The organism is Candidatus Enterovibrio altilux, from assembly GCF_002381345.1.
Classification (GTDB): domain Bacteria; phylum Pseudomonadota; class Gammaproteobacteria; order Enterobacterales; family Vibrionaceae; genus Enterovibrio; species Enterovibrio altilux.
Window position 1 is genome coordinate 346380 of sequence record NZ_CP020660.1, and the last position, 23554, is coordinate 369933.

A 23554-nucleotide genomic window follows, 5' to 3' on the forward strand; every position below is an offset into this window, starting at 1 on the left:
GTTTAGAGGTAGATTAATGATTTAGCTCCCTGATTTAGGAAACAAAGCCACTCACTGGTGATAACTGTTTTCGCAATCTCCACTCAGGTTTCATTAGCTTTAAAGAATATATTCGTTTACGTGCGACAATAAAATAAAGTGAACCTATTGCTGGCAGTAAACCTGAGCAAGAGTTTTCAAACCAAACGCTCCACGTTCGATACTTGGTTACAGGAACCAAACCAAAGCAAGATAACTCCAACACTTCGTAGTTCAGAACACCTAACCAATCTCTTACCCTCATAGAGGTAAACATCCTCCCGTTCCAGGGTAATTTATTTTTTCGCCAAGGAATGAGCCGTCCTACTCCCATAATACTGCGGGGGTTAACCCCCGAAACAATAATGTATCCATCGTCTATCGTTACCCTGTCAATTTCACGTAAAAGTCGATGCGGATCATCAATATAATCGAGTTGATTTGCAAGAACACAAACATCAAATGCTTTATTTATAAAGGGGAGACTATAGCTTTCCGATTCAATAGTACGTAAGGGATTTAATTTGTCGATACAAACTTGATGCCTGATGTTACAATGGTCACTTGTCAACTCACAGCTTAAACCACCAAGCTTGAGCATGTGGTAACCAAACATTCGAGGTAACCATTCGTCTAACCGTGTTTGTATATGCGAGCATGCCCATTCGCCATGTGAGAATTGATCCCATGTATACGGGTATTCCAATGGCCGTTTGCTACGTGCTGGTTTCATAATTCTGTGTAGTATCTGGAGAATGAATGCTATCTATATCAAGCATACCCGCATTCAATGATAATTACATCTGGCTGATAAAAAATGAAGATAATCATTGTTTTGTTATCGATCCAGGTGATGCAAGTCTTGTATTTAAAGTATTAAAAGAGCAAAGTATTGTGCTTGATGGAATACTAGTAACACATTATCATGACGATCATGTTAATGGCATTCCGGCACTTAAAGAGGCATTTCCAAATATCGTCGTGTTTGGTCCTCCCACTGCACGTTTTCCATATGTGACCAACGTTTTAAAAGACAAAGAAATTTTTGTGCTATTTAACACATATTTCACTGTTTATCAAGTACCCGGCCACACCATTGATCATATTGCTTTTTACGCTAAAGGGATATTGTTTAGTGGCGACACTTTATTTTCTGGTGGCTGCGGACGATGCTTTGAAGGCACTTTAGTACAAATGCTTGCATCTCTTATGTCATTAGCCTCACTGCCTGATGACACTAAAGTCTATTGCGCTCATGAATATACACAAGCTAATCTAAAATTTGCACAAGTCATCGAGTCAAATAATGCCGAATTGAATCAGTATGCTGAGAATGTAGCGTATTTACGCGAAAAAGGATTAAGCACATTACCAAGCTCCATTGGCCATGAAAAAGCTATCAATCCATTTCTACGTATACACCAACCATCAGTAAAAGCCGGTGTAAAACACCTAACACAAAATGCATCCGATCTAGATACTTTTACAGCGTTAAGGCGCTGGAAGGACTATTTTTGATATTCATCACTGCTTTGTTCTCTAAATCAGGGGACTAAATTATTAATCTACGTTATAAATAACTAAGTTTGCTTAAATATTTCAGTCTATGGACAGCCTTAGCTACGCAACAACTAACTGGAAGTTATATAATTAATCGTGGCTTATTAACATTTTGAATTCATGAAGAAGCCATTCAGCTACGGAATTACACTAAGTAGAATAATTATGGGAGACTTCATTTATTTAATTACTTAGCCATTGATTCTGCGGGGCTAAAATTTTACGGTGTAAGCGACTGAAAAATAAAGAAGCATGGAATGGGTGGTAAACGTCGAGTCTAGCGCAAGTTGCATTTAGTGGTATATATAAATACGCACAAAATCATTGCTGCTGAGTTAAGCGCATCAAATGTGACGGACAGTGAAGTGCTTAACTCGTTCAAAACGACTTGAAAAAATCAATCAAATACCAAGCAATAGTGCTTACAAAACCAGACAATGTTACGAAACCGTTCTTATTAAGCGAGTGGTTCCCCCATCCCACCCAAAATGGGTAATTTTTAAAAGCGATATCATCTGTATAATTTAGCAGTCAATTACTAGAAATTATACGGTTCAAATAAACATTGGGAAACAAAGCTAAATGACGAGTAACAAATATCGTATTAACGGGGAACATTGAGCCTATCGAAGAGTCAATGAAATATCAGAAGATAAGGAAGTAGTTTTTGAAAAATGAGATTGTCCTAATAATTTAGCAATCAGTTACCATAAGTCGTATAGTTCCAATATGTATTGAAAAATAGGATATGATGTCATAAATATTTTTGTTAAAGATTATAATGTTTAAATTTAGTGAAATTTACGTAATAATAAGACTTTTATAATAATCACCTCGTAAAAATTTAGGCATATTACACTTACTTATTAGGCCTACAATATCATGTAAAAAATTAAAAAGTGGTGGGCGATACTGGGCTCGAACCAGTGACCCCCTCCTTGTAAGGGAGGTGCTCTCCCAACTGAGCTAATCGCCCACGATAATTTTTTATTTGTCACCACTTGAACAGTAAAAATAGAACATTTCTATGCGAAGAGACTTATGAGTTATGTACAATTTAAACTAATAACTAATTGCTGCACTAGTTAAACTAAAGACTCATTTGGCGTCCCATAGGGGAGTCGAACCCCTGTTACCGCCGTGAAAGGGCGGTGTCCTAGGCCTCTAGACGAATGGGACACATGCTTGTCAATAAATGAACTACTAATGAACTGAGGTTTTGGAAACTTCAATCACTTTTTCATGCCTTGGCTAATCCAACTACAGGTACCATAAAATTACTTTGTGATGATTTTATCGAAATATAAACACTTATAATAAACGGCCTTTAGAAGATTTAGTTATCCACTTTCTGAGGCAAACTACTCTTATTATGTGATGAATGGTGTGATGAAAGAAACATACAAAATTGTTACATATTACATTGTGTCAATAGAATCAAAATTAAACTTGTATATACTTACTGAAATTCACACTACTATCTCAATACATACTATTATAATACATGACTGGCCCAATTCGTAAAGGTCATGATGACTTGATGTTACCCCCTATCTTATCTACCTCCTGTTTATAACTGATAGTATCTCTCAAAGTTTCAGATATACTTCTCTAATAAATCAAAATTAAAGTGACTACAAATTATATCAGATAATTTTTAAAAAAATCAATATTTTTTTGGAAATATATTGATACAATAGGTAAAATTCTCCATTTTGTATTGAATTAAAATGTATATTTTTTTATTTTCACTGTTCACATCAATTTATTTGACTTTTGTAGCTACCCTTTTTAAAAATTCTTTTAACGCATTAGCCTCTAGATTCATAGTACATGGTTATAATCTTTAATTAAGTATCATGTACAATATAGACTACTAAAATTTATATTAGTTTACTTTCCATCTAAGTTTTAGTTTGCTCTCAAGGCCACTTTCTGACACTTCTATTATACTTAAAATTATTTTTTCAATTTTTCTTAATTATCATAAGTACTAAATTATACTTAATAATAATTGATTTATAGTACACTACTGTAAACACATCCGTCAAGTTGCTTAGATCGTATAATAACTTTGTTTCTGAACTCGAGTTCAGATAGTAAAGCCTAACATAATTCACTATTAGACTATTGCTTTAATTTTAGGTTGCTTTATTCCCTAAATAAGGGAATTATATTTTCAATTTATACTCTAAAAAGCTAGGCTCACTTAAATAGTCAGGTCTATGAACAATCTTCGCCACAAAACAACTAACTGGAAGCAGTATAATCAAGCTTTAATCAATCGTAATTCACTAACGTGCTGGATTGATGCAGAAGCTATTTAGCTATAAAATGAAATTAAGCAGGGTAATCATAGGAGACCTCGTTTATTGAACGACTTAGCTATTATGACGGCCCTGATGGTTAAACACGTATTTTCGATGCCATTGTAATGTCCTCACTATTCATGCATTAGCAAATGAGCCCAAATAGTTAACGGTACGTTCAAAACGCAGAATAAAGGAAGCATCCAGTACTTAGCCATTGATTCTACGGAGTTTACAGTTTACGGTGAAGAAGAATGGTACTGATGGGGAACAGCAAGTCTGGCGCAAGTTACATTTAGTGGCAGATACAAATATGCATGAAATTATTGCTACTGAGTTAAGTACATCAAATATTACTGGCGATGAAGTGCTGCCTAACTTACTCAAACAGACTCACCGAGAAATCAATGCAATATTAGCCGATAGTGCTTATGACACCAGACAATATCACGAAACCGTTCGTATTAAATGAGTGGCTACACTCATCCCACGAAGAAAAGAAATATTTTTTGAAAACGAGATCATCCGTGTAATTTAGCGATCAGCTTATTTAATGCTTTTATTATGGCGTAGGTTTTGCCAATCTGGGCATTATAATACTTTAGATTCCATATTTTTCCGAGTAATTGTTCTAAACAAAGCCCATGCAGGGAGGAAATTTTAACTGAAATCATCAGCATTGACGAAAATAATATTTAAATAGATAATACTATAATTCTTATTATGTCAATGATTTTTTTCAATGATCAAATTGTAATTTTGACGTTTAGTTTATTTTTATATGCAATTCAAATAAAATTTTTTGTATAAATACTAGTTATTTAGGATACAGCCCTTGGTCGCTGAAATATTGGTTTACTTGCTAGACGTGATCGACCTTATAAAAATGCTTGTCGCTGTCAGTTGAGATGACTAGGTTAACGGTGATAAAAACAGTGCAAAAAAATTTTTTATGGAGCCCTCTTGCATTATATTTTTTCATGTCTCTGCTGCCATCAGTAATGGAAGTAATGCGAATGGATACGCCAAAATGAGGTGCCAGTAAGAAAAAGCGATTAGTGATAGCATGATGTTAATCATGATAACAAGCACGGTCGAACAAAAAAAGTAGCGACCATTGTTTTTCATTGGTAATTGCGGTTCCTCGTTTAATTATGTGCTTAATTTTTTCCACTTCCTTCAATGTACTTTTGCAGACAAAATTACAGTTACTGTACCCATGACAAAAAGAATAACTTGCCAGCAATGTTGGTGTAGTAATTATAGTCAGCTGATCGTGATAATCCAACCAAACTTAACGTTAATAATAATACGGTTTGAAAATAACGTGAAACTATATCTCAACCAATCAAAGACGGCTGTGAGTACCGGATAAATGTGGAGGATACAATATCCAATGTAGCGGCTGCTTTCTTGGCTTATGGTGTTATTAACCATATATTCTTGAAAATAAATGATGAAGGCTATCAAAATGAAAATTTTTGCTTCAATGACGCCAATTCAAGAAGGATAAGCCATCCGACGGTATAATAAGTAGCAAGAAATAACAGTAAGGACTGGCCATGAATAGCGTAACTGCATTACTCCACAATAGTAAAAACGTGTATAAAGCTATAAAGGAATGATGAATTTTTTCTAAGTTTGAAAGCAAATTAAAAATACAAAACAGCAAAAAAGCATAAGTAAGAAGGGTTGTAGAGCATGCTATCGTACAAAAGCCAAGGGTTGTGCCAATAAACGATCATAAGTAATAAGCGTACAGGGAGCTAAAAACGTCTTTAATCACTAAGTCTAATAAAAAATGCAACAACCAGCAATATAACAAGCAATAACATGGGCGTCCATGGAGAATACCAGATTAAAAGAGGGCTGCCCACCACCCAGGATGACAGTGATCCAAATACGTTTTTATAGCGCTTGCGGTATTATCGAATGTCAGTCAAACGTTACAATATGTACCAAAATATCCTTTCTTCAGCATTTGGATCTGATTGCCGGTTAAGAACCGATTGCTTGCATATAAAAGTGTGAAAAATAGCTAACAATAAAGCTGATCCACCGAAAAAAAGAGATATTTTTATTAAAAATGCTTGGTATCATTTAAATGTTGTCCACACATGTTTAACTATTCGAGTTGTTATAGGTCCAAATACGATGGATAATATAAGTAATGAGAGGGAGCATAAAGACAACAATTAATACGCGTAGGTAACTATTTGTATCTTCAAACAACTCGCTGATTAATTGTGAAATTAATAATGCATTAACTTGAACAACGAAGAAACGCTTTGCATTCGTAATGGATAATTTTTTTTTAAATACAAAGCGCGATTGCATCAGGTAAGACCAACCAAACGAGCAAGAAAATCCGAATAGATTTGCTATAAACACCGATATGCTCAAAAAATGTAATAAGGAAAATGCAGTTGCGATGTGCAGCATTGTCGCGAAGCCACCAGTTAACACAAACCTAATTATTCGATAATCAAGTACTTTGTTTACTAAATTTTGTATCAAAACTTGTCTTTCTGAGTATTAGAGTCGTCTTCAATGATGTAAATTGGCCGTCGCTTGGATTCCATATAAAGCCGTCCTATGTATTCCCCCATAATGCCAAGTCCAATTAGTTGAATGCCGCCAAAAAACAATATGATAGTAAGTAATGACGCATAACCTGGTATATCAACACCTAAAAAAAGCGTTTTCAATATGATTGATGCACCAAAAATAAAGGCGATGGCAGAGACAAAGACACCGAGATAGAGCCAAATACGCAGAGGAGTAGTACTAAAACTAGTTATTCCTTCCAGTGCAAAATTCCAGAGCCGCCATCCATTGAAACTGCTTTTTCCTGCAGCTCTTGGTTGGCGTGTGTATTGAATAATGGATGTTTTAAAGCCGACCCAAGAAAAAATTCCCTTCATAAAGCGTTGGTTTTCAGGAAGAAGTTGAATAGCGGTAACGACACGTCGCGTAATTAGTCGAAAATCGCCTACATTATCTGGAATAATCACATCTGAGATACTGTTATGGAATTTATAAAATAGGCTGGCGGTGATCTTTTTGGTAAGCGTATCGCTGCTTCTATTGATGCGTTTTGCTACAACAACATCATAGCCTTTTTGCCACTCACGCAGAAAGTCATGAATCAGTTCCGGTGGGTCTTGCAGGTCTACATCAATGAGGATGACGACTTCCCCTTTTGCATGGTCAAGCCCTGCAGTTAATGCTGCCTCTTTACCGAAGTTCCGAGATAAATTGATAATGCGAATGTTCTTATTGCGCACTGCAAGTTCATGAAGGAAAATAAGTGTATTATCCTTACTACCGTCATTTACGAAAAGTAATTCATAGGTAAACGTATCCATCGATAAAATGTTAATGATCTTGTCGGTAAATACATGGAGAACTTCTTGCTCATTGTAGCAGGGACATACAATAGAAATTATCGGTGAGATCATGATTTACCTTCCAATATTGAAGTGGGTGCATTCATTAATACACGTTTATTGATGTACTTTTTTAGGGGATGATCAGGCTTTGTTTCCTAATTCTGTCAGCTTATTAAATACTTTTATCATGGCGTAGCTTTTGTTAATTTAAACATTATAATTTTTTAAGCCCAATGTCCCTCCGAATAGCCCTTTGACTCGAAACATTGCTGTCTTTGATAAGGAACGTTTATGATAACCATACTTCATTTCCTAACGTTTTGCTGGATGATGCCTTCAGTATTCGTCTTGAACGCATGTTAACCGTTTTGGTTCACTTGTTAATACATAAATAGTGAGGGTATGACAACGGTAATTGAGCACATTTGAAAACAGCATGAATAAATTTTTGCAAACTTTTTAAAGGTATTGGGAATATTCGTTTGACTATGAAAGCTGTTGTAATGGTTAAGTCGTTCAAGACACAGGTCTCCCATGATGGCCCTGCTTAGTTTGATTCCATAGCTGAATGGTTTCTTCATCAACCCCAAACATTAGTGAGCCACCATTGACTCAAATTTGATTATATTACTTTTAGTTAGTTATTTTGTAGCGGAGTTTGTTCATAGATCTGAATATCTAAGTGACCTAGCTGTTTAGAATGTAAATTAATAATTTAGTTCTCTGATTTAAGAAATAACGCCGTTTTTGATAGAGAATGTTTATGGTGACCATACCTTGTTTTTCAATGCTAATGCGAATCGTATATCTTTTGGTAACTAACCGCTAAATTGCACGGATGATTTAGTTCCCACATGGTTACTTTTTTTGGTGCTATAAGTACCATTACTCTATATTTCATTGATGCCTCGGCGGGTCTATTTGGCCAAGTTAGATAGCACTGAACTGTCAGTAATATTTGATGAACTTCACTTCGCAGGAATGATTGCATGCGCATTTATGTCTGCCGCTCAATGTGACTGATGCTAGACTAGACGTTTGATGCTAGTACCATGCTTGTGTGCTGTTTATTTGCTTTCATCGCAGACTTTCAGTTCCGTAGAATAAACTGTTAAGTGCTGTACTTTTTCTTTAGTTTTCATCTTGGGCGAAATGTGAACCATTTGGCTCGTTTGCTATTACATGAATCATGATAAAGATAGTGATGCACGTTTAAAAATAAAATTAATAAATTCTGTCAAACATCTCAACAGCATGCAAAAGATTCGTTGGGCTATGAGAGCCGTCGTAATGGCTAAGCCTCTAAATACACAAGGTCTTCCACGGTTATTCTGTTTAATTTTATTTCATATCTTAGTAGTTCGCGTATAAATATAGAAGGTAAGTGAGTCACTAATATGCTGAATTAATAAAAAATTATTCAGCTATGGAATCAAACTAAGCAAGATAATAATGAAAGACTTTATGTGTTTAACTACTTAGCCACTATGATTGCTCTCATGGTTAGACGTCTATTTTCAATGTCATTGAGTGGTCTTCCAGGATTCATTAATTCCGTTTTCAAGCTTGCTCAACTATCGTTGTTATGCCCTCACTGTTCATGCATTAGCAAACAAGCCAAAACAGTTAACATCGCATTCAAGACGAATATTAAAGGAACTATCCAGTACTTAGCCATTGATTTTACGGGGCTCAAAGTCTACGGTAAAGGCGAATGAAAAGCAAAAAAGCATGGTACGGATGAAAAACAACACGTCTAGCATAAGTTATATTTAGAGGTAAATATGAATATGCATGCAATTATTACTGCTGATTTAAGTGTATTAAATGTGATTGATAATGAAGGAATACCTAATTTTTCAAAATAAATTCGCTAAAAAATTTATGAAAAACTAAGCAATGGTACTTACGACCCCATTCGTATTAAATGAGCGAAGCCACTCATCCTATCAAGAAAGCGCACAGTTTTTTGGAAATAAGGTCGTTCGTGTAATTTAACGGTCAGTTGCCAGAAATTATACGGTTCAACTCAGAATAAGAAAACGAAGTATAGTTACCACAAAAGTTACCGATTAAAATGGCAATGTTCGAATCAAAAAACTCCTCAGAAGAACAGTGAGCTTAAGAGATAGCAATACTCAGATTAGCGAAACCAACACTATGATAAAAGTGTTAAAGAAGCTGGCAGAGTTAGGTATGCCTAAAATAAAAACAATTATTTAATAGTGAATCATGTTGAGATTTGTTATTTGAATTTGAGTCAGAAAATAAAGCTGCGTATAATAAATAATTGAATTTCCTGATTAAGAGAATAATGCCACTAGTTGACAGACCACTGTGACAAGGAACGCTTAAAGTCTTGATAGTCGAATGCGTTTAATAATTGAATATAACCGTTAGTACGTTGGCAATATACAGAGGGCATGCGGAGGCCATTAAACCAGTTGAGTTTAACCATGGTGTATCCTGCGCTATCAAGAATATGCAAACGTTGACCAACCTCCAAGGGCTCTTCAAAATTAGCCACACAGAACTGATCTCCCGCTAAACATGAACAACTGCCAATTACATATGTGTGCTTACCATTTTCGGTCGATTCCTTGATGAATGCGGGTTCATTGTAAATCAAAGTATCTAAACGATGTGCTTCAGTGCAACTGTCTACAATCGCAGTTTTCATGTCGTTTTCTACGATATCTACTATGGTAACAACTAGGTCAGTGGTTTGAGTAATAATCGCCTCGCCAGGTTCCAAATAAAGCTGTAAATCATAATGCATACCAAAGGCTTTTAACGCAGAAGCTAACTTCTCTATGTTATAGCCAGGCCAAGTGAAGAATACTCCACCGCCTAAACTTACCCAATCCAACGCATCAAAATAATTGCCAAATTTATCAGAGATTACATTAAGTAAAGCAACAAAAGCATCCACATCTTTATTCTCACAGTTCATGTGGAACATCACCCCATTTAACGATGTAAACACTTCAGGATCAATTTTATCTGCATGCACACCCAAGCGAGAAAACTGACGGGCAGGATCGGCAAGATCTTGTCCAGCATAACTGACTCCAGGATTAAGTCTAAGGCCTAATGATGCTTTGCCTGCTACCATATGACGATAAGTCTTCAATTGTGATTGGCTATTAAATATAAACTTATCGCAAATATCCGTGATATCGCGCACATCATCTTCGCTATACCCGACACTGTAAGCGTGTGTTTCGCCGCCAAAAGTTTCATAGCCAAGTTTTACTTCGAATGGTCCACTGCTAGTTGTACCATCAAGATAAGGTTTAATGATATCAAAAACGCCCCATGTGGCAAAACATTTCAGCGCCAGAAGTAATTTAACACCTGATAGCTCTTTTAAATATTTTGCTATTTCTAAGTTGCGGAGCAATTTATGTTCATCAATCAAAAAATATGGAGTTTTCAATTGTAATGGGCTCATTACTTTCCTTACAAAAAACCCACAATATTTATTAAAAATATCGCAGGCCTAATCTTAAACTTACTTAAGAATATTAATAATAGGAGATTGAGGCTCTAGCTCTTTCACACTCCAATCAAGACCAATTAATGGTAACAGTTCGAGGAATGGATCAGGATCAAGTTGTTCCATATTGAACACCCCCTTGCCATTCCATACGCCTTTAAAATAAAGCAATGCAGCAGTAATCGCAGGAATACCTGTAGTGTACGCAATCGCCTGATGCTCAACATCTTTGTATGCCACTTTGTGATCGGCATTGTTATAAATAAATACGCTGCGCATTTTGTTATTTTTCTTGCCTTGCACCCACGTGCCAATACAAGTTTTACCCGTATAGTCAGGTGCTAAAGACGTTGGATCAGGCAACAAAGTTTTCAGTACTTTTAACGGTTCAACCACTGTACCATCTTGCAGCGTGATCGCATTTGGGCTCAATAAACCAATATCACGCATACAGTTAAAGTAGTTTAAGTAAGAGTGACTAAAACCCATCCAAAATTCTATCCGTTTTGCAGGAATAAACTCCTTCATTGAACGTACTTCATCATGGGCCATCGAGTAAACTTTATGGCTACCCACTAGCGGGAATTCAAATTCCATCATGCGAGTATGGCACGCCACTTGTTCCCATTTACCATTTTCCCAGTAGAAAGAATCACCCTGGATCTCTAGCATGTTGGTTTCTGGATCGAAGTTGGTTGCAAAGTTCTTACCGTGGTTTCCCGCATTAACATCCATGACATCAATAGTATCAATTTCATCGAATAAGTGTTTTACCGCATATGCCGCAAACACACTTACTACGCCCGGATCGAAGCCCGCGCCAAGAATCCCTGTAATACCTGCTTCTTTGAATCTCTTTCGATAGTTCCATTGCCAGTCATAAGCTTGAGGGACTTGCTGGCCTTCAGAATAAAGATCAACCGCTGCTGACGTATCAAGGTATGATACTTTTGCTTGATAACATGCTTCCATGATGCTCATATTAACCCGCGGGGGGCCAGCATTAATCACCAAGTTAGGTTTTACATTTTGGATTAATGTAATAAGCGCATTGATATCATAAGCATCAACAGTTCGTGATTTAAGTTTTCGGCGAGAATCCTTTAAATTATGATGTCTTTTGATCGACGCAATTATCGCATCAGATTTACTAACCGTGCGCGATGCAATAGTGATATCACCAAGTATATCATTATTCTGTGCCGCTTTGTGCGCAATAACCCAACCAACACCGCCAGCACCAATTTGTAAAATTGTCATATTCTTCAGTTCCTTTTCAAGCAGTTTGATGTCTTTACTAACCAGTAATCCTTTCAAGGCATCACACTTAGTTATTAACCCTAAAATTGCTGAACTGCATCGTTCGCAAGGTTCTCTACTTTATTCAACAAATTATCGAAATCACTTAACTGCAACCATGGATTGAGGGCGTGAACTTGAGAGTGACGTTTTCATTGACCACAGTTTCACCAGAGCATCCAACCGGATTTACTTATTGAAATAATCAAGGTTAAAGTCTTCATTTATGCACACATACCTAAGCAAAATCATTGATAAACATGGAGCTACTAATAGCTCAAACTGCAAACAGTTGTTCACCATATCAGCAATAAGTTGAGTTTAGCGTAGCAAGTGATCAACCATTAAACCTAGCGTTTGAGGTCTTACATTCTGTAAGATAAGCCATAATTTTAGTGCATCAAAGCGGCATATTGTCACGACAGATTTATCAATCTAAAGTAAGAAGTATATCTTCTTCTTAATTGAGATAATAGGCGTTATGTTGAATATACTCAAAGTGGTTTTTATTTTTGAGCAGCACGGTACTACAGCTAATTGGTTGAAAGAACATTTTGTGAAAATCTACAGTTAGTGAATTTGCACGTTCAATGCCTTCCAAACGGGCATAATGGTTACTTAATATTGGCGCACCACCATAAGCTGCACCCATAAGCCATGTTTTTTTGCCAACGTCGCGGCGTCATCTAAACTGTGAATCACACCATGATCTGTCGTGCTTACCGTACCCATTATGGCGAAAGGGATTAAACCTTCGGCTTTCAACGTAACCAAAACCGCATCGGCTGGTTCAATATCCATAGTGCCATCGCTATAGGTACCAACACTAACAATTGCATGCCACCCAGCCTCAGTAATGACGCAAATTTTCGTATAGTGAAGTAAAAATTTTTTGAGCTTATAATACGCAGTTTATTTGTATAATTTGGTAAACTATCTTTCTGCACATCTGCGTCTGAAATGATTTTTGATTGCATGGTTACGCGCCATCAATAACCCCACACGGTTACTTTGTGTACCATCATTGGTGCAAACACCATCAGCGTTATCATCAAAGTCAAAACGTTGACATAGCCAATCCGTTAATGCGCAGATTAGTGAAGCTACGTCATGATCAAAGATTTAAATACGCTGATAGCGTTAGGTACGCCTAAAATAAAAGCAATGCTTTAATAGTGAATCATGTTGAAATTTGCTCTCTAAACTAGAGTAAAAAAAACAAAACCTGACTAAATCACTAAATAAACAAGATCTCCCATGATTATCCTGCATGGTTTAATTCCATAACTAAATGGCTTCTGCATCAACCCCAAATATTAGTGAACTACGGGTAATTAAAGTTTCATTTGAATAAACAAATGTTTATGTATGTTTTGAAGTTCGATAATGCTAGATTATAATTTATGCAATTTAATCGTTTACTAAAATAAATACGAAATAGCCCTCTCAATCAGATCGGGCTTTCCCTAAACATGGTCGGTGAAGAGGGATTCGAACCCCCGACCCTCTGGTCCCAAACCAGATGCGCTACCAAACTGCGCTATTCACCGAAGTGGGGTGGCTAGCGGGACTCGAACCCGCGACAACTGAAATCACAATCCAGAGCTCTACCAACTGAGCTATAACCACCACATTATCTTTTTGCCTAATGACTTCCATTTTTTGGTTTGGTGCACCCGACAGGATTCGAACCTACGACCTTTGGCTCCGGAGACCAACGCTCTATCCAGTTGAGCTACGGGTGCTTTGTTCTTAATTACGGAGTCGGATACTACGTGGATCGCTTCTTGCCGTCTAGAACTTTTTAGAATTTTTACCTAAATGGTCTTTTTTTTATTCATCAAAATAAAATCCATACAAGTAATAGTGAGCATAACGGTTTGAAGCAATAATCTAAAGAACTATAATCATTTAATATTTACACGAAGTTAACTTAATTACGGTTTTGCTACATAGTTAGATTTTGTCTCTTCATGCGAGTTTAGATAGTAAATCCTAGCATAATTAACTATTAGACGATCACTTGCGTTTTAGGCATACCTAGTCTTCTTAGCTTATTGAATGCTTTTATCATTATGAAAATTTCAATTTATTTTTTAAATTAGGGAACTAAAGTATTAATCTATGCTCTAAACAGCTAAATTCACTTGAATGTTCAGGCCTATGGATCAACTTATCTACAAAACAACCAACTAAAAGCAATATAATCAAGATTTAATCAATCGTGGCTCACTAATACTCTAGATTAATACAAAAGCCATTTAGCTATGGAATCAAACTAAGCAGGGTAATAATGGGAAACGATGAGTCTGACACAAGTTGCCAGAAATTATACGGTTCCAATCAACATTGAAAAGCGGAGTATGATTACCATAAATATTCCCTACCAAAGACGGCAATATTTTAAATCAAAAAACTATTCGAAGGAACATTGAGCCTAAGAGATTACAATGCCCAGATTAGCGAAACATACACCATGATAAAAACGTTAAACAAACTGATAAGGCTAGATATCTCTAACATGAAAGCGCTCATCTAACAGTTCATAATATTAAAGTTTTCTCTCTAAGCTCGAATTAGGAAACACAGCCTAACTAGCACACATTACCATTTATAACCAATGCTTACACCCGTTCCAAATAAATGTATCATTTATAGTGATTATTTAGTGTTATACAGTATGATTACATATATACCATTATATGGTATTAGTATCCTTTTTGTTCTTTTACTCACAATAAATCATAAAAAGAAAACAAACATGACGACCTCGCTGTATCATAAACACATTATCTCAATTTTGGAGTTATCCCGAGAAGAATTGGAACTAATCGTTGAAACGGCAGGTAAACTAAAAAGACAATCCCATCCTACGTTATTAAAAAATAAAGTAGTCGCATGTTGTTTTTTTGAAGCCTCCACCCGCACACGTCTATCATTCGAAACAGCCGTACAACGCCTTGGTGGCACTGTAATTGGTTTTCCTGATGGTGATAATACTTCTTTAGGTAAAAAAGGCGAGACACTTTCTGACACTATACAGGTCATCTCTGCATATGTAGATGCTTTCGTCATGCGCCATCCTAAAGAAGGCGCTGCACGCTTGGCATCTGAATTTTCTAATGGTATACCCGTAATTAATGGTGGTGATGGTACAAACCAGCATCCATCACAAACCCTTCTTGATCTCTTTAGTATTCATGAAACACAAGGACGCTTGGATAACCTAGACATCGCAATGGTAGGTGACCTTAAATACAGTCGAGTCGTGCACTCACTAACTCAAGCACTATCAAAATTCACCAATAATTATCTCTATTTTATTACACCTGAAGAGCTGGCAATGCCTAACTACATTTTAGAAGAACTGGATGAAACTGGCATTAAATACAGCTTGCATACCACGATTGAAGAAGTGGTTCCAGACCTCGATATTCTCTACATGACTCGTGTACAAAAAGAGCGCTTCGATGATGAGTCTGAATATGCACACATTAAAGCTTCCTGCATACTCGACACACCAGCACTAGAACATGCACGCAAAAATTTCAAAGTTCTTCACCCCCTGCCACGCATCAATGAAATCACCATTGCGATCGATAAAACACCGTATGCCTACTATTTTCAGCAGGCAAAAAACGGAATCTATGCTCGCCAAGCATTATTGATACTAGTAATTAATGAAGGGCTTTAGGACAGGAGTGAATATTATGAGTAAAGGTTATAAACTACAAGTTGAAGCTATTAAAAATGGCACTGTCATTGACCATATTCCAGCGCATATTGCCTTTAAAGTCATGAAGCGGTTCAAACTGTACAAAACTAATGAACGTGTTATAATTGGTCTAAATTTGCCTTCTTCTGCGCTGGGTGCAAAAGACTTGATCAAAATTGAAAATTTTTTCATTAGTACAGAGCAGACAAAGCAGCTAGCTATATATGCACCACAAGCAACAGTAAACCAAATTAAGAACTATACTGTTATTGCCAAATTGCCGTTAGCGCTACCAGACACAATTATAGACGTGTTCAACTGTCCAAATACAAACTGTATTACCCATGATGAAAGAGCTGTAACTAGTAGTTTCATCATCGTAAACAAAACAAATGATCTGCATCTAAAATGTAAATACTGTGAAAAAATATTTTCACGTGTAACCATGACCGGCAGTAACTAAAATATTATATTTATATATACAAAAAATAATGTTTATAATAGCTTTTATCTCGTTACTGCATCATAATATTCAACCACTTATATTTCTAAAAATGTGTACTTTGCTTAAAAAGCATGACACAGACTAGATGTTAACTCGATTTCCACCCAAATGCATAAATTCAGGAAAAACATAATTAAAATAAATCAGGCTAAATAGCCTTTATTTCGATAGCCAAAGAGTTTACCACAGCAAATAAAGGATACGATAATTTTGTTGATAAAAACGATGGTGAACACTAACCTGTGCGTTCCTATGTAAAGAGTGCGCGTTTGCCTAAAACTATGGGCTGATGAACTCCAACCATTACAGTTCGCAGCTAGTCCTGCACCTTATTTAAGTTACCTAAGGGTGCTTGGTTATGTAAGATCAGCTGATGTTATGAGACTTCTTCACTTCATTTTTTTGATTCAACTCAGTTACTTCAGCATCTAATTCTACCAGATGTGTCGACATAACATTATGACAATGTTGTGCCAATTCACGGACATTTTTCTTACCATAGCCTTCAATTGAAATAGGATCCATTAACTCGACAATAATGTAACCGTTATCCCCACGAGATACTTTCAAATTTTTTGTAGAACTACAAACAATCGGCACAATCGGCACACCCGCACCAATCGCAGCATGGAATGCACCCGTTTTGAATGGCAATATGCCACGGCCATGTGAACGTGTGCCTTCAGGAAACAGCCAGACTGATACGTTGATCTTTTTTACCTTGTCTATAACTTGCCCAATAGTACCTATCGATTTACTTCGGTTGTTGCGGTCAATCAAAATATTTCCCGTCAACCAGTACAAGGCGCCAAAGATAGGGATATAAGCGAGGTTCTTTTTACCAACAGTCACCGCACCTGGACGTACAGCATTGGATACTGTCACTAAATCCCAATTACTTTGATGATTAGCAATATACACACAAGTTCCCACTGCTTTTGATGCTGCAGATTGACGTAGCTCAAGTTTAATACCAAACACACGAGACATTTTGCCGAACCAACGTCCCACAGTGTAAACGTTTTTAGGATTTCTTGGGCTAAAGAGACAGTAACCACAACCGAAAATAAGCATAACAGTCGCAAATAACACGACAGCCAACAGCCGTAGTATTAAATACATTTTTTTCTCCTAAAGTCAATGAGTCACGCAGTAGAAATATAACTGCTACTATGATTTATAACGTACTCTTGTACGCTTAAATAAAACTTTAAATAATATTCGTATGCACTAAAAAAATTCATCTATTTATAAATTAACCGACTCAAAATCTTTCCTAATTGAGAATTGTGTGATTACGCTTCCCTCAATACAATCTAAGTAGTAGGTACGGAACCTGTAATTAAAATTTCTATCGCAGTGATATGCTGCAGACCTCGCGGTAACATTGAGCCCCGTTTACCTCGCTCACCACGGAAGTTATCCATATCTACTGGTTTCAGTGACAACTTACGTTTACCTGCATGCAATATAACTGTTGAACCTGCTGGTACAATAAACAGCTGAGCCAGTAACTCTTCTCGCGTTTTAGTTCGGGCCGGAGGAATATTAATGATTTTATTCCCTTTTCCCTTGCTCAGCTGAGATAATTCTTTCACCGGGAAAACTAGCATATGACCTTTATTAGTGATACCAACGATATCATCACTATCAATATCAAACACTTGCTGAGGCGGCATCACTTCTGAGGCTTGAGGTAAACTTAATAAGGCTTTACCACTTCGATTTTTTGACAATAAATCATCATATTTACACACAAAACCATATCCAGCATCCGATGCCATTAATATCAAATTTTCATTATCACCCATCAATACATGACGAATTGTCGTACCAGCAGTGATATTCAGGCGTCCTGTAATTGGTTCACCTTGACTTCGTGCAGCTGGCAAATTATATGATTCAAGTGCATAACTTCGACCATCAGTACCAACGCAAACAACTAGCTGGCTACTTTTCCCCCGCGCCGCAGCAAAATAACTGTCGCCTAACTTATAGTTTAATGTAGTTGGATCAACGTCATGCCCTTTCGCATGACGGATCCATCCTTTATCTGATAACACAACCGTAATTGATTCATTTGGAACTAAGTCACGCTCTGTCATTGCTTTCGCTTCTTCGCGCTCAACCAAGGGCGATCGACGAACATCACCATACTTATCAGCATCAGCCATAAGTTCTTTTTTTAACAACTTGTTCATGCGACATTCAGAGCCCAACAGTTTATTCAACTCCTCACATTCTTTGCGCAATCCGTCTTGCTCAGCACGAATTTTAATTTCTTCTAATTTGACTAACTGACGGAGTTTAATGTCAAGAATAGTGTCAACTTGACAAGTGCTCAGTTCAAAGTGCTGCATCAGCTTCGTTTGCGGATTATCTTCTGTACGTATAATCTCGATGATTTCGTCAATATTCAGGTATGCAACCAATAAGCCATCAAGGAGGTGCAGGCGAACCAGTACATTATCTAAACGATATTGCAGACGGCGGCGTACTATGTTACGCCTAAACTCAATCCATTCAGTCAAAATTTGCAATAAACCTTTGACTTGAGGATGACCATCAAGACCAATCATATTCAAATTGGTACGATAGCTACGCTCAAGATCCGTTGTTGCAAACAAGTGATGCATGAGCTGATCACAATCAATACGCTCTGAACGTAACACAATCACAATACGCGTAGGATTTTCATGATCCGATTCATCACGAAGATCTTCTACCATAGGTAGTTTCTTTGCACGCATTTGATTTGCAATTTGCTCAAGTAATTTTGCACCAGAAACCTGATGCGGTAACGCACTGATTACGATATTATAATTTTCTTTATGCCAACAAGCTCGCATACGCACAGAACCTTTACCACTGCGATATAATTTCCTCAGTTCTACCATTGAGGTAATAATTTCTGCTTTCGTTGGGTAATCAGGACCTTTCACATATTCCAGCACGCCATCCAAACAAAGCTTTGGCGTGTCAATAAGAGCCACCACTGCATTCGTTATCTCACGCACGTTATGAGGAGGGATGTCTGTCGCCATACCAACAGCAATGCCTGTCACACCATTCAAGAGTATATGTGGCAAACGCGCTGGCATGGTTTTAGGTTCTTTCATTGTACCATCGAAGTTCGGCTGCCAATTTACTGTACCTTGACTAATTTCATCCAGCAAAATTTCAGAAAAATGAGACAAACGTGACTCAGTATAACGCATCGCAGCGAACGACTTCGGGTCATCTGGAGCACCCCAATTACCATGACCATCAACCAGTGGATAACGATATGAAAATGGTTGTGCCATCAATACCATGGCCTCATAACATGCAGTGTCACCATGGGGGTGATATTTACCTAACACATCTCCCACAGTACGAGCAGATTTTTTGTATTTTGCAGTTGCCAATAAACCGAGCTCAGACATGGCATAAATAATGCGCCGTTGTACTGGCTTCAGACCATCACCGATAAATGGTAATGCGCGGTCCATTATGACATACATAGAGTAATTGAGGTATGCATCCTCAGTAAATTTTCTGAGTGGAAGCTGCTCGACACCATTATAAGTGATATCACTCATTAAAATGCTCTATCCTAAAATTCAGTTAAATATCTGCCAGTACGGCCATGTCACCTTTTTTTTGCAACCAATAACAACGATCTTTTGAGCGCTTTTTTCCAAGCAACATATCCATCATGCGATCCGTTTCATTATGGTCATCGACGATAAGCTGCACCAAACGACGGGTATTAGGATCCATAGTGGTTTCACGAAGCTGGAGTGGATTCATTTCACCCAGACCTTTAAATCTTTGAATATCAATTTTGGCGCGTTTTGGGCTAAGATTTTTCAAAATTCCAGCTTTTTCGACATCATCAAGAGCATAAAAAACTTTATTACCACAATCAATACGATACAAAGGGGGCATTGCCACATACACATGGCATGCAGCCACCAGAGCTTGAAAATGTTTAAAAAATAGTGCACAAAGCAGTGCCGCTATGTGTAGGCCATCCGAATCTGCATCCGCAAGAATACATACTTTACCGTAACGCAATCCACTCAGATCGTCACTGTCAGGATCAATCCCTAGAGCAACTGAAATGTCATATACTTCCTTTGACGCCAGCACCTCATCAGCTGACACTTCCCATGTATTTAAGATTTTACCACGCAGCGGCATTATAGCTTGAAATTCGCGATTACGCGCTTGTTTAGCAGAACCTCCCGCTGAGTCACCCTCGACAAGGAACAATTCCGTACGTGCCAAATCTTGCACAGAACAATCAGCCAATTTACCTGGAAGTGCTGGACCTGACGCCACCTTTTTGCGCACTACTTTCTTCGCAACACGCATACGTTTATGTGCATTAGCAATGCAAATTTCTGCCAACTGTTCTGCCAATTGTGGACGCTCATTCAACCAAAGACTAAATGAATTTTTCACTACACCAGACACGAATGCCACGCATTGGCGTGAAGACAACCGCTCTTTAGTCTGGCCAACAAACTGTGGGTCTTGGATCTTCACTGACAACACATAGGCACATCGGTCCCAGATATCATCAGCCATCAGCTTAACGCCACGTGGCAGCAAGCTACGGAATTCACAAAACTCACGTATCACGTCAAGCAAACCTTGCCGTAAACCATTAACGTGCATACCTCCTTGTGTCGTAGGAATTAAGTTAACGTAGCTTTCAGTAATCAGTTCACCACCTTCAGGTAACCAAACGATAGCCCAATCAGCCGCTTCATGCGACGCAATAAAGTTACCAACATACGGCTCATCGGGTAAAAGCTTATAGCCTCTTACGCCTTCTGCAATATAGTCCTTAAGACCATTTTTATAATACCATCTAATCATCTCATTGGTATTCTTGTCAGTAAAAACGACTTCTAATCCTGAACACAGAACTGCTTTTGCTTTAAGAGTACTTTTGAGGCGCGAAATCGAAAATTTTGGCGACTCAAAGTAAGACATATCAGGCCAAAAATGAACGCGCGTCCCTTGAGCTCGACGACCACAAGTTCCTGTTACCGTCAACTCTTGCACTTTTTTGCCATGTTCAAACGCAATGCTGTACACCTGACCATCACGTTTAACAGACACTTCAATTCGACTAGACAGCGCATTAACCACTGAAATGCCAACGCCATGCAAACCACCACTAAATTGGTAGCTATCATTCGAAAATTTACCTCCAGCATGCAATTTACACAGGATCAACTCAACACCAGACATTCCTTCTTTAGGATGAATATCAACTGGCATGCCCCGGCCGTCATCAATAACTTCAAGGGACTGATCCGCATGAAGAATAACTTCAACTTTACCAGCATACCCTGCCAGTACCTCATCAACACTATTATCAATCACTTCCTGACCAAGATGATTAGGACAAATTGTATCCGTATACATACCAGGACGGCGACGTACTGGTTCTAGGCCATTGAGAATTTCAATGGATTCCGCATTATAAATTTGCTCTGTCATAACTAAATGGTTTTCTAAGTTTCTCACATGGCTTATGATAGCTCGTTCGCGTGTCCGATACTGGCACAGTTCACGAGAACATTCTGTGAAACATACTCACAGTCCCAAAAATTGAATAATTTCAGCGAAGTATCTTTCAAAGCCAATAAAGGCATGACTACCACCTGCTTCAATAGTTTGCTTACACCCTTGATATTTAGCAACAGCCTGGCGGTAATCTAATACTTCATCTCCTGTCTGCTGTAACAACCATAAAGATTCCGGATGGTAGATAAATTTGGTATTCAATGTGCTTAATTCATCCATATGATAAGATTTCAGTAGGTACTGTTCTCCCGTATAAGGATTTTGCTGTGGTCCCAAGTAATCAACCAGTAATTCATAAGGTTTAACGGCCGGATTGACTAGAACAGCTGAAAATCCATATTTACTATGTAGCCACGTCGAAAAATACCCACCTAAAGAGCTGCCTACCAAACCAATGCGATAGTTACCTCTATAAGCATTAACAAGGGTTATAAGTTGAGTAACCACGGCAGCAGGATAACAAGCTAACCGAGGAACTACCAGCTTTATGTCTGGACGATGAACCTTGCACCAATGCTGTATTTGCTGTGCCTTAACGGAAAGTGGAGAACTGTTAAATCCATGAATATAAAGTAACATCACCGACATATTTAATATCCAGAAGAATTCATATCAGGATGGAAGCCACTCCCTTTTATGCGTCCAATTTTACTGATTATCGTTCCGTCTTGGTGCAACGAAATTTCTCGCCACCCCGGGTTTGTAGAATCTAGCGCGAAATCATCAGAATCAGGTAAAAATTGAATGCATGTAGATGGCGCAGCCATTACGCGTAGACCCGCATATTGGATATCAAGCGCTTGATGAATATGTCCACACACGATACCCTTAATATTATTGTGTCTTTCGATACATAACCAAAATACACCTTGGTTATGTAACTGATGCTGATCAAGCCAAGCACTGCCTACTGACAACGGATGATGGTGCAATAACACAAGCGCATGTCTTTTGGGTTGCGATATTAATGTCTGTTCAAGAAGCATCAGCTGTTTATTGGACACATAACCATGTGGAACACCCTTGACTTGGCTATCTAAAATAATCATTTGCCAATGCTCACCTAACAATACTTGCTCACAACGTACCAAAGTAGATTGGTTGAGCACAGCCAGCATCTCTAGCTGACAGTCATGATTCCCCGGTAACCAATAGCAGGGTTGGATCCATCCAGAAATACCATCCGCAAAATGTTGATATGATTCTGCAGAATGATCTTGTGATAAATCACCGGTTGCAATTATGGCATCAAAGACAATGTATTGGTCTCTGATTTCGCCAATAACCGCTTTATAGCTAGCTACAGTATTTACCCCCAGTAAACTACCATGAGGGTCTGCGAAAAGATGAGTATCCGTTATTTGCAGCAACCGAATAGTATGGTTGTCCTGGCTAAATAGATGACGAATCCGCAACGTTTAAAAATCCTGATATAAGTAAGCACTAATATATTGTGTTGCACCACAACATCGCATGTCATTTAACTCGCAGACAATAGACCAACCAATCAGAGAGAATACGTTAACTTCATGTTTTTCATCTCGCTGAAGCATGTGCAGGTTAGAATAGTAATAACGCAGCTACATCCGCATGATGATACATACAAACAACCAATCGTACTCGCAAATACGCTAACACATCCCCATACTGCCAAAGATTCAACAATGTTAT

General features: G+C 37.8%; 17 protein-coding genes, 5 tRNA genes and 3 pseudogenes. 6 read left to right on the forward strand and 19 right to left on the reverse strand.

The genetic code is table 11. From position 1 onward, the window contains the following. Positions 1-34: 34 nt before the first annotated feature. Positions 35-751, reverse strand: a complete 717-nt coding sequence (locus BTN50_RS01465; RefSeq protein WP_096618768.1) for a methyltransferase domain-containing protein — start codon at positions 749-751, stop codon at positions 35-37. A gap of 26 nt (positions 752-777) precedes the next feature. Between BTN50_RS01465 and gloB the strand changes: the two genes are divergently transcribed. Then, a complete protein-coding gene (gene gloB, locus BTN50_RS01470) occupies positions 778-1536 on the forward strand; it encodes a hydroxyacylglutathione hydrolase (protein ID WP_096618769.1) in 759 nt (252 codons plus the stop codon). 402 nt (positions 1537-1938) lie between these two features. Further along, on the forward strand, positions 1939-2106 hold the full coding sequence (locus BTN50_RS09885; RefSeq protein WP_161492889.1) for a hypothetical protein: 168 nt from the start codon (positions 1939-1941) through the stop codon (positions 2104-2106). Between the two features lie 372 nt (positions 2107-2478). Here the strand turns inward: BTN50_RS09885 and BTN50_RS01475 are convergent. Further along, a tRNA-Val gene (locus BTN50_RS01475) sits at positions 2479-2554 on the reverse strand. 127 nt (positions 2555-2681) lie between these two features. Then, positions 2682-2757, reverse strand: a tRNA-Glu gene (locus BTN50_RS01480). 1046 nt (positions 2758-3803) lie between these two features. Between BTN50_RS01480 and BTN50_RS10750 the strand changes: the two are divergent. Then, a pseudogene (locus BTN50_RS10750) lies at positions 3804-4430 on the forward strand (IS5 family transposase); the annotation flags it as partial. Here BTN50_RS10750 and BTN50_RS09890 read toward each other — a convergent pair. From BTN50_RS09890 to BTN50_RS10755, 4 genes and pseudogenes are all read right to left on the reverse strand, one after another. After that, positions 4409-4561 (reverse strand): hypothetical protein, encoded by a 153-nt coding sequence (locus BTN50_RS09890; RefSeq protein WP_161492891.1) that lies wholly within the window; start codon positions 4559-4561, stop codon positions 4409-4411. The pseudogene BTN50_RS10750 and the gene BTN50_RS09890 overlap by 22 nt on opposite strands. A gap of 1447 nt (positions 4562-6008) precedes the next feature. After that, complete coding sequence (locus BTN50_RS01490; RefSeq protein WP_256386982.1) at positions 6009-6353, reverse strand: GtrA family protein; 345 nt, start codon at positions 6351-6353, stop codon at positions 6009-6011. A gap of 47 nt (positions 6354-6400) precedes the next feature. Then, on the reverse strand, positions 6401-7348 hold the full coding sequence (locus BTN50_RS01495; protein WP_096618771.1) for a glycosyltransferase family 2 protein: 948 nt from the start codon (positions 7346-7348) through the stop codon (positions 6401-6403). 141 nt (positions 7349-7489) lie between these two features. Then, positions 7490-7891, reverse strand: a pseudogene (locus tag BTN50_RS10755) (transposase); the annotation flags it as partial. Between the two features lie 806 nt (positions 7892-8697). Between BTN50_RS10755 and BTN50_RS01510 the strand changes: the two are divergent. Then, positions 8698-9144 (forward strand): annotated as a pseudogene (locus BTN50_RS01510) (transposase); the annotation flags it as partial. A 455-nt stretch (positions 9145-9599) separates the two neighbouring features. Here the strand turns inward: BTN50_RS01510 and nspC are convergent. From nspC to BTN50_RS01540, 7 genes are all read right to left on the reverse strand, one after another. Beyond that, positions 9600-10733: a carboxynorspermidine decarboxylase gene (nspC, locus tag BTN50_RS01515; RefSeq protein ID WP_096618773.1), complete on the reverse strand. Its 1134-nt coding sequence runs from the start codon at positions 10731-10733 to the stop codon at positions 9600-9602. A gap of 60 nt (positions 10734-10793) precedes the next feature. Beyond that, positions 10794-12038: a carboxynorspermidine synthase gene (locus BTN50_RS01520; protein ID WP_096618774.1), complete on the reverse strand. Its 1245-nt coding sequence runs from the start codon at positions 12036-12038 to the stop codon at positions 10794-10796. A gap of 499 nt (positions 12039-12537) precedes the next feature. Next, positions 12538-12729, reverse strand: a complete 192-nt coding sequence (locus BTN50_RS10760; protein ID WP_223823309.1) for a pyridoxal-dependent decarboxylase — start codon at positions 12727-12729, stop codon at positions 12538-12540. Then, positions 12696-12851, reverse strand: coding sequence for a hypothetical protein (locus BTN50_RS10765; protein ID WP_223823310.1), 156 nt, complete (start codon positions 12849-12851; stop codon positions 12696-12698). The genes BTN50_RS10760 and BTN50_RS10765 overlap by 34 nt, the downstream gene beginning before the upstream one ends. A gap of 699 nt (positions 12852-13550) precedes the next feature. Continuing rightward, positions 13551-13627 (reverse strand) — tRNA-Pro (locus tag BTN50_RS01530). Between the two features lie 3 nt (positions 13628-13630). Beyond that, positions 13631-13706, reverse strand: a tRNA-His gene (locus tag BTN50_RS01535). Between the two features lie 39 nt (positions 13707-13745). After that, positions 13746-13822 (reverse strand) — tRNA-Arg (locus BTN50_RS01540). A gap of 1016 nt (positions 13823-14838) precedes the next feature. Here BTN50_RS01540 and pyrB point away from each other — a divergent pair. After that, positions 14839-15771 (forward strand): aspartate carbamoyltransferase, encoded by a 933-nt coding sequence (gene pyrB / locus BTN50_RS01550; protein ID WP_096618775.1) that lies wholly within the window; start codon positions 14839-14841, stop codon positions 15769-15771. 16 nt (positions 15772-15787) lie between these two features. Next, positions 15788-16255: an aspartate carbamoyltransferase regulatory subunit gene (gene pyrI / locus BTN50_RS01555; protein ID WP_096618776.1), complete on the forward strand. Its 468-nt coding sequence runs from the start codon at positions 15788-15790 to the stop codon at positions 16253-16255. A 408-nt stretch (positions 16256-16663) separates the two neighbouring features. Here the strand turns inward: pyrI and BTN50_RS01560 are convergent, their stop codons facing one another. The 5 genes from BTN50_RS01560 to cpdA all read right to left on the reverse strand — a co-directional run bounded on the left by BTN50_RS01560 (position 16664) and on the right by cpdA (position 23298). Continuing rightward, positions 16664-17419 (reverse strand): 1-acylglycerol-3-phosphate O-acyltransferase, encoded by a 756-nt coding sequence (locus tag BTN50_RS01560; protein ID WP_096618777.1) that lies wholly within the window; start codon positions 17417-17419, stop codon positions 16664-16666. Positions 17420-17613: 194 nt separating this feature from the next. Beyond that, positions 17614-19878, reverse strand: coding sequence for a DNA topoisomerase IV subunit A (gene parC, locus BTN50_RS01565; RefSeq protein ID WP_096618778.1), 2265 nt, complete (start codon positions 19876-19878; stop codon positions 17614-17616). Between the two features lie 25 nt (positions 19879-19903). Continuing rightward, positions 19904-21796, reverse strand: coding sequence for a DNA topoisomerase IV subunit B (parE, locus tag BTN50_RS01570; RefSeq protein ID WP_096618779.1), 1893 nt, complete (start codon positions 21794-21796; stop codon positions 19904-19906). A gap of 96 nt (positions 21797-21892) precedes the next feature. Further along, positions 21893-22471, reverse strand: a complete 579-nt coding sequence (gene yqiA, locus BTN50_RS01575) for an esterase YqiA (RefSeq protein ID WP_096618780.1) — start codon at positions 22469-22471, stop codon at positions 21893-21895. Positions 22472-22473: 2 nt separating this feature from the next. After that, positions 22474-23298 (reverse strand): 3',5'-cyclic-AMP phosphodiesterase, encoded by an 825-nt coding sequence (cpdA, locus tag BTN50_RS01580; RefSeq protein ID WP_096618781.1) that lies wholly within the window; start codon positions 23296-23298, stop codon positions 22474-22476. Positions 23299-23554 lie beyond the last annotated feature (256 nt).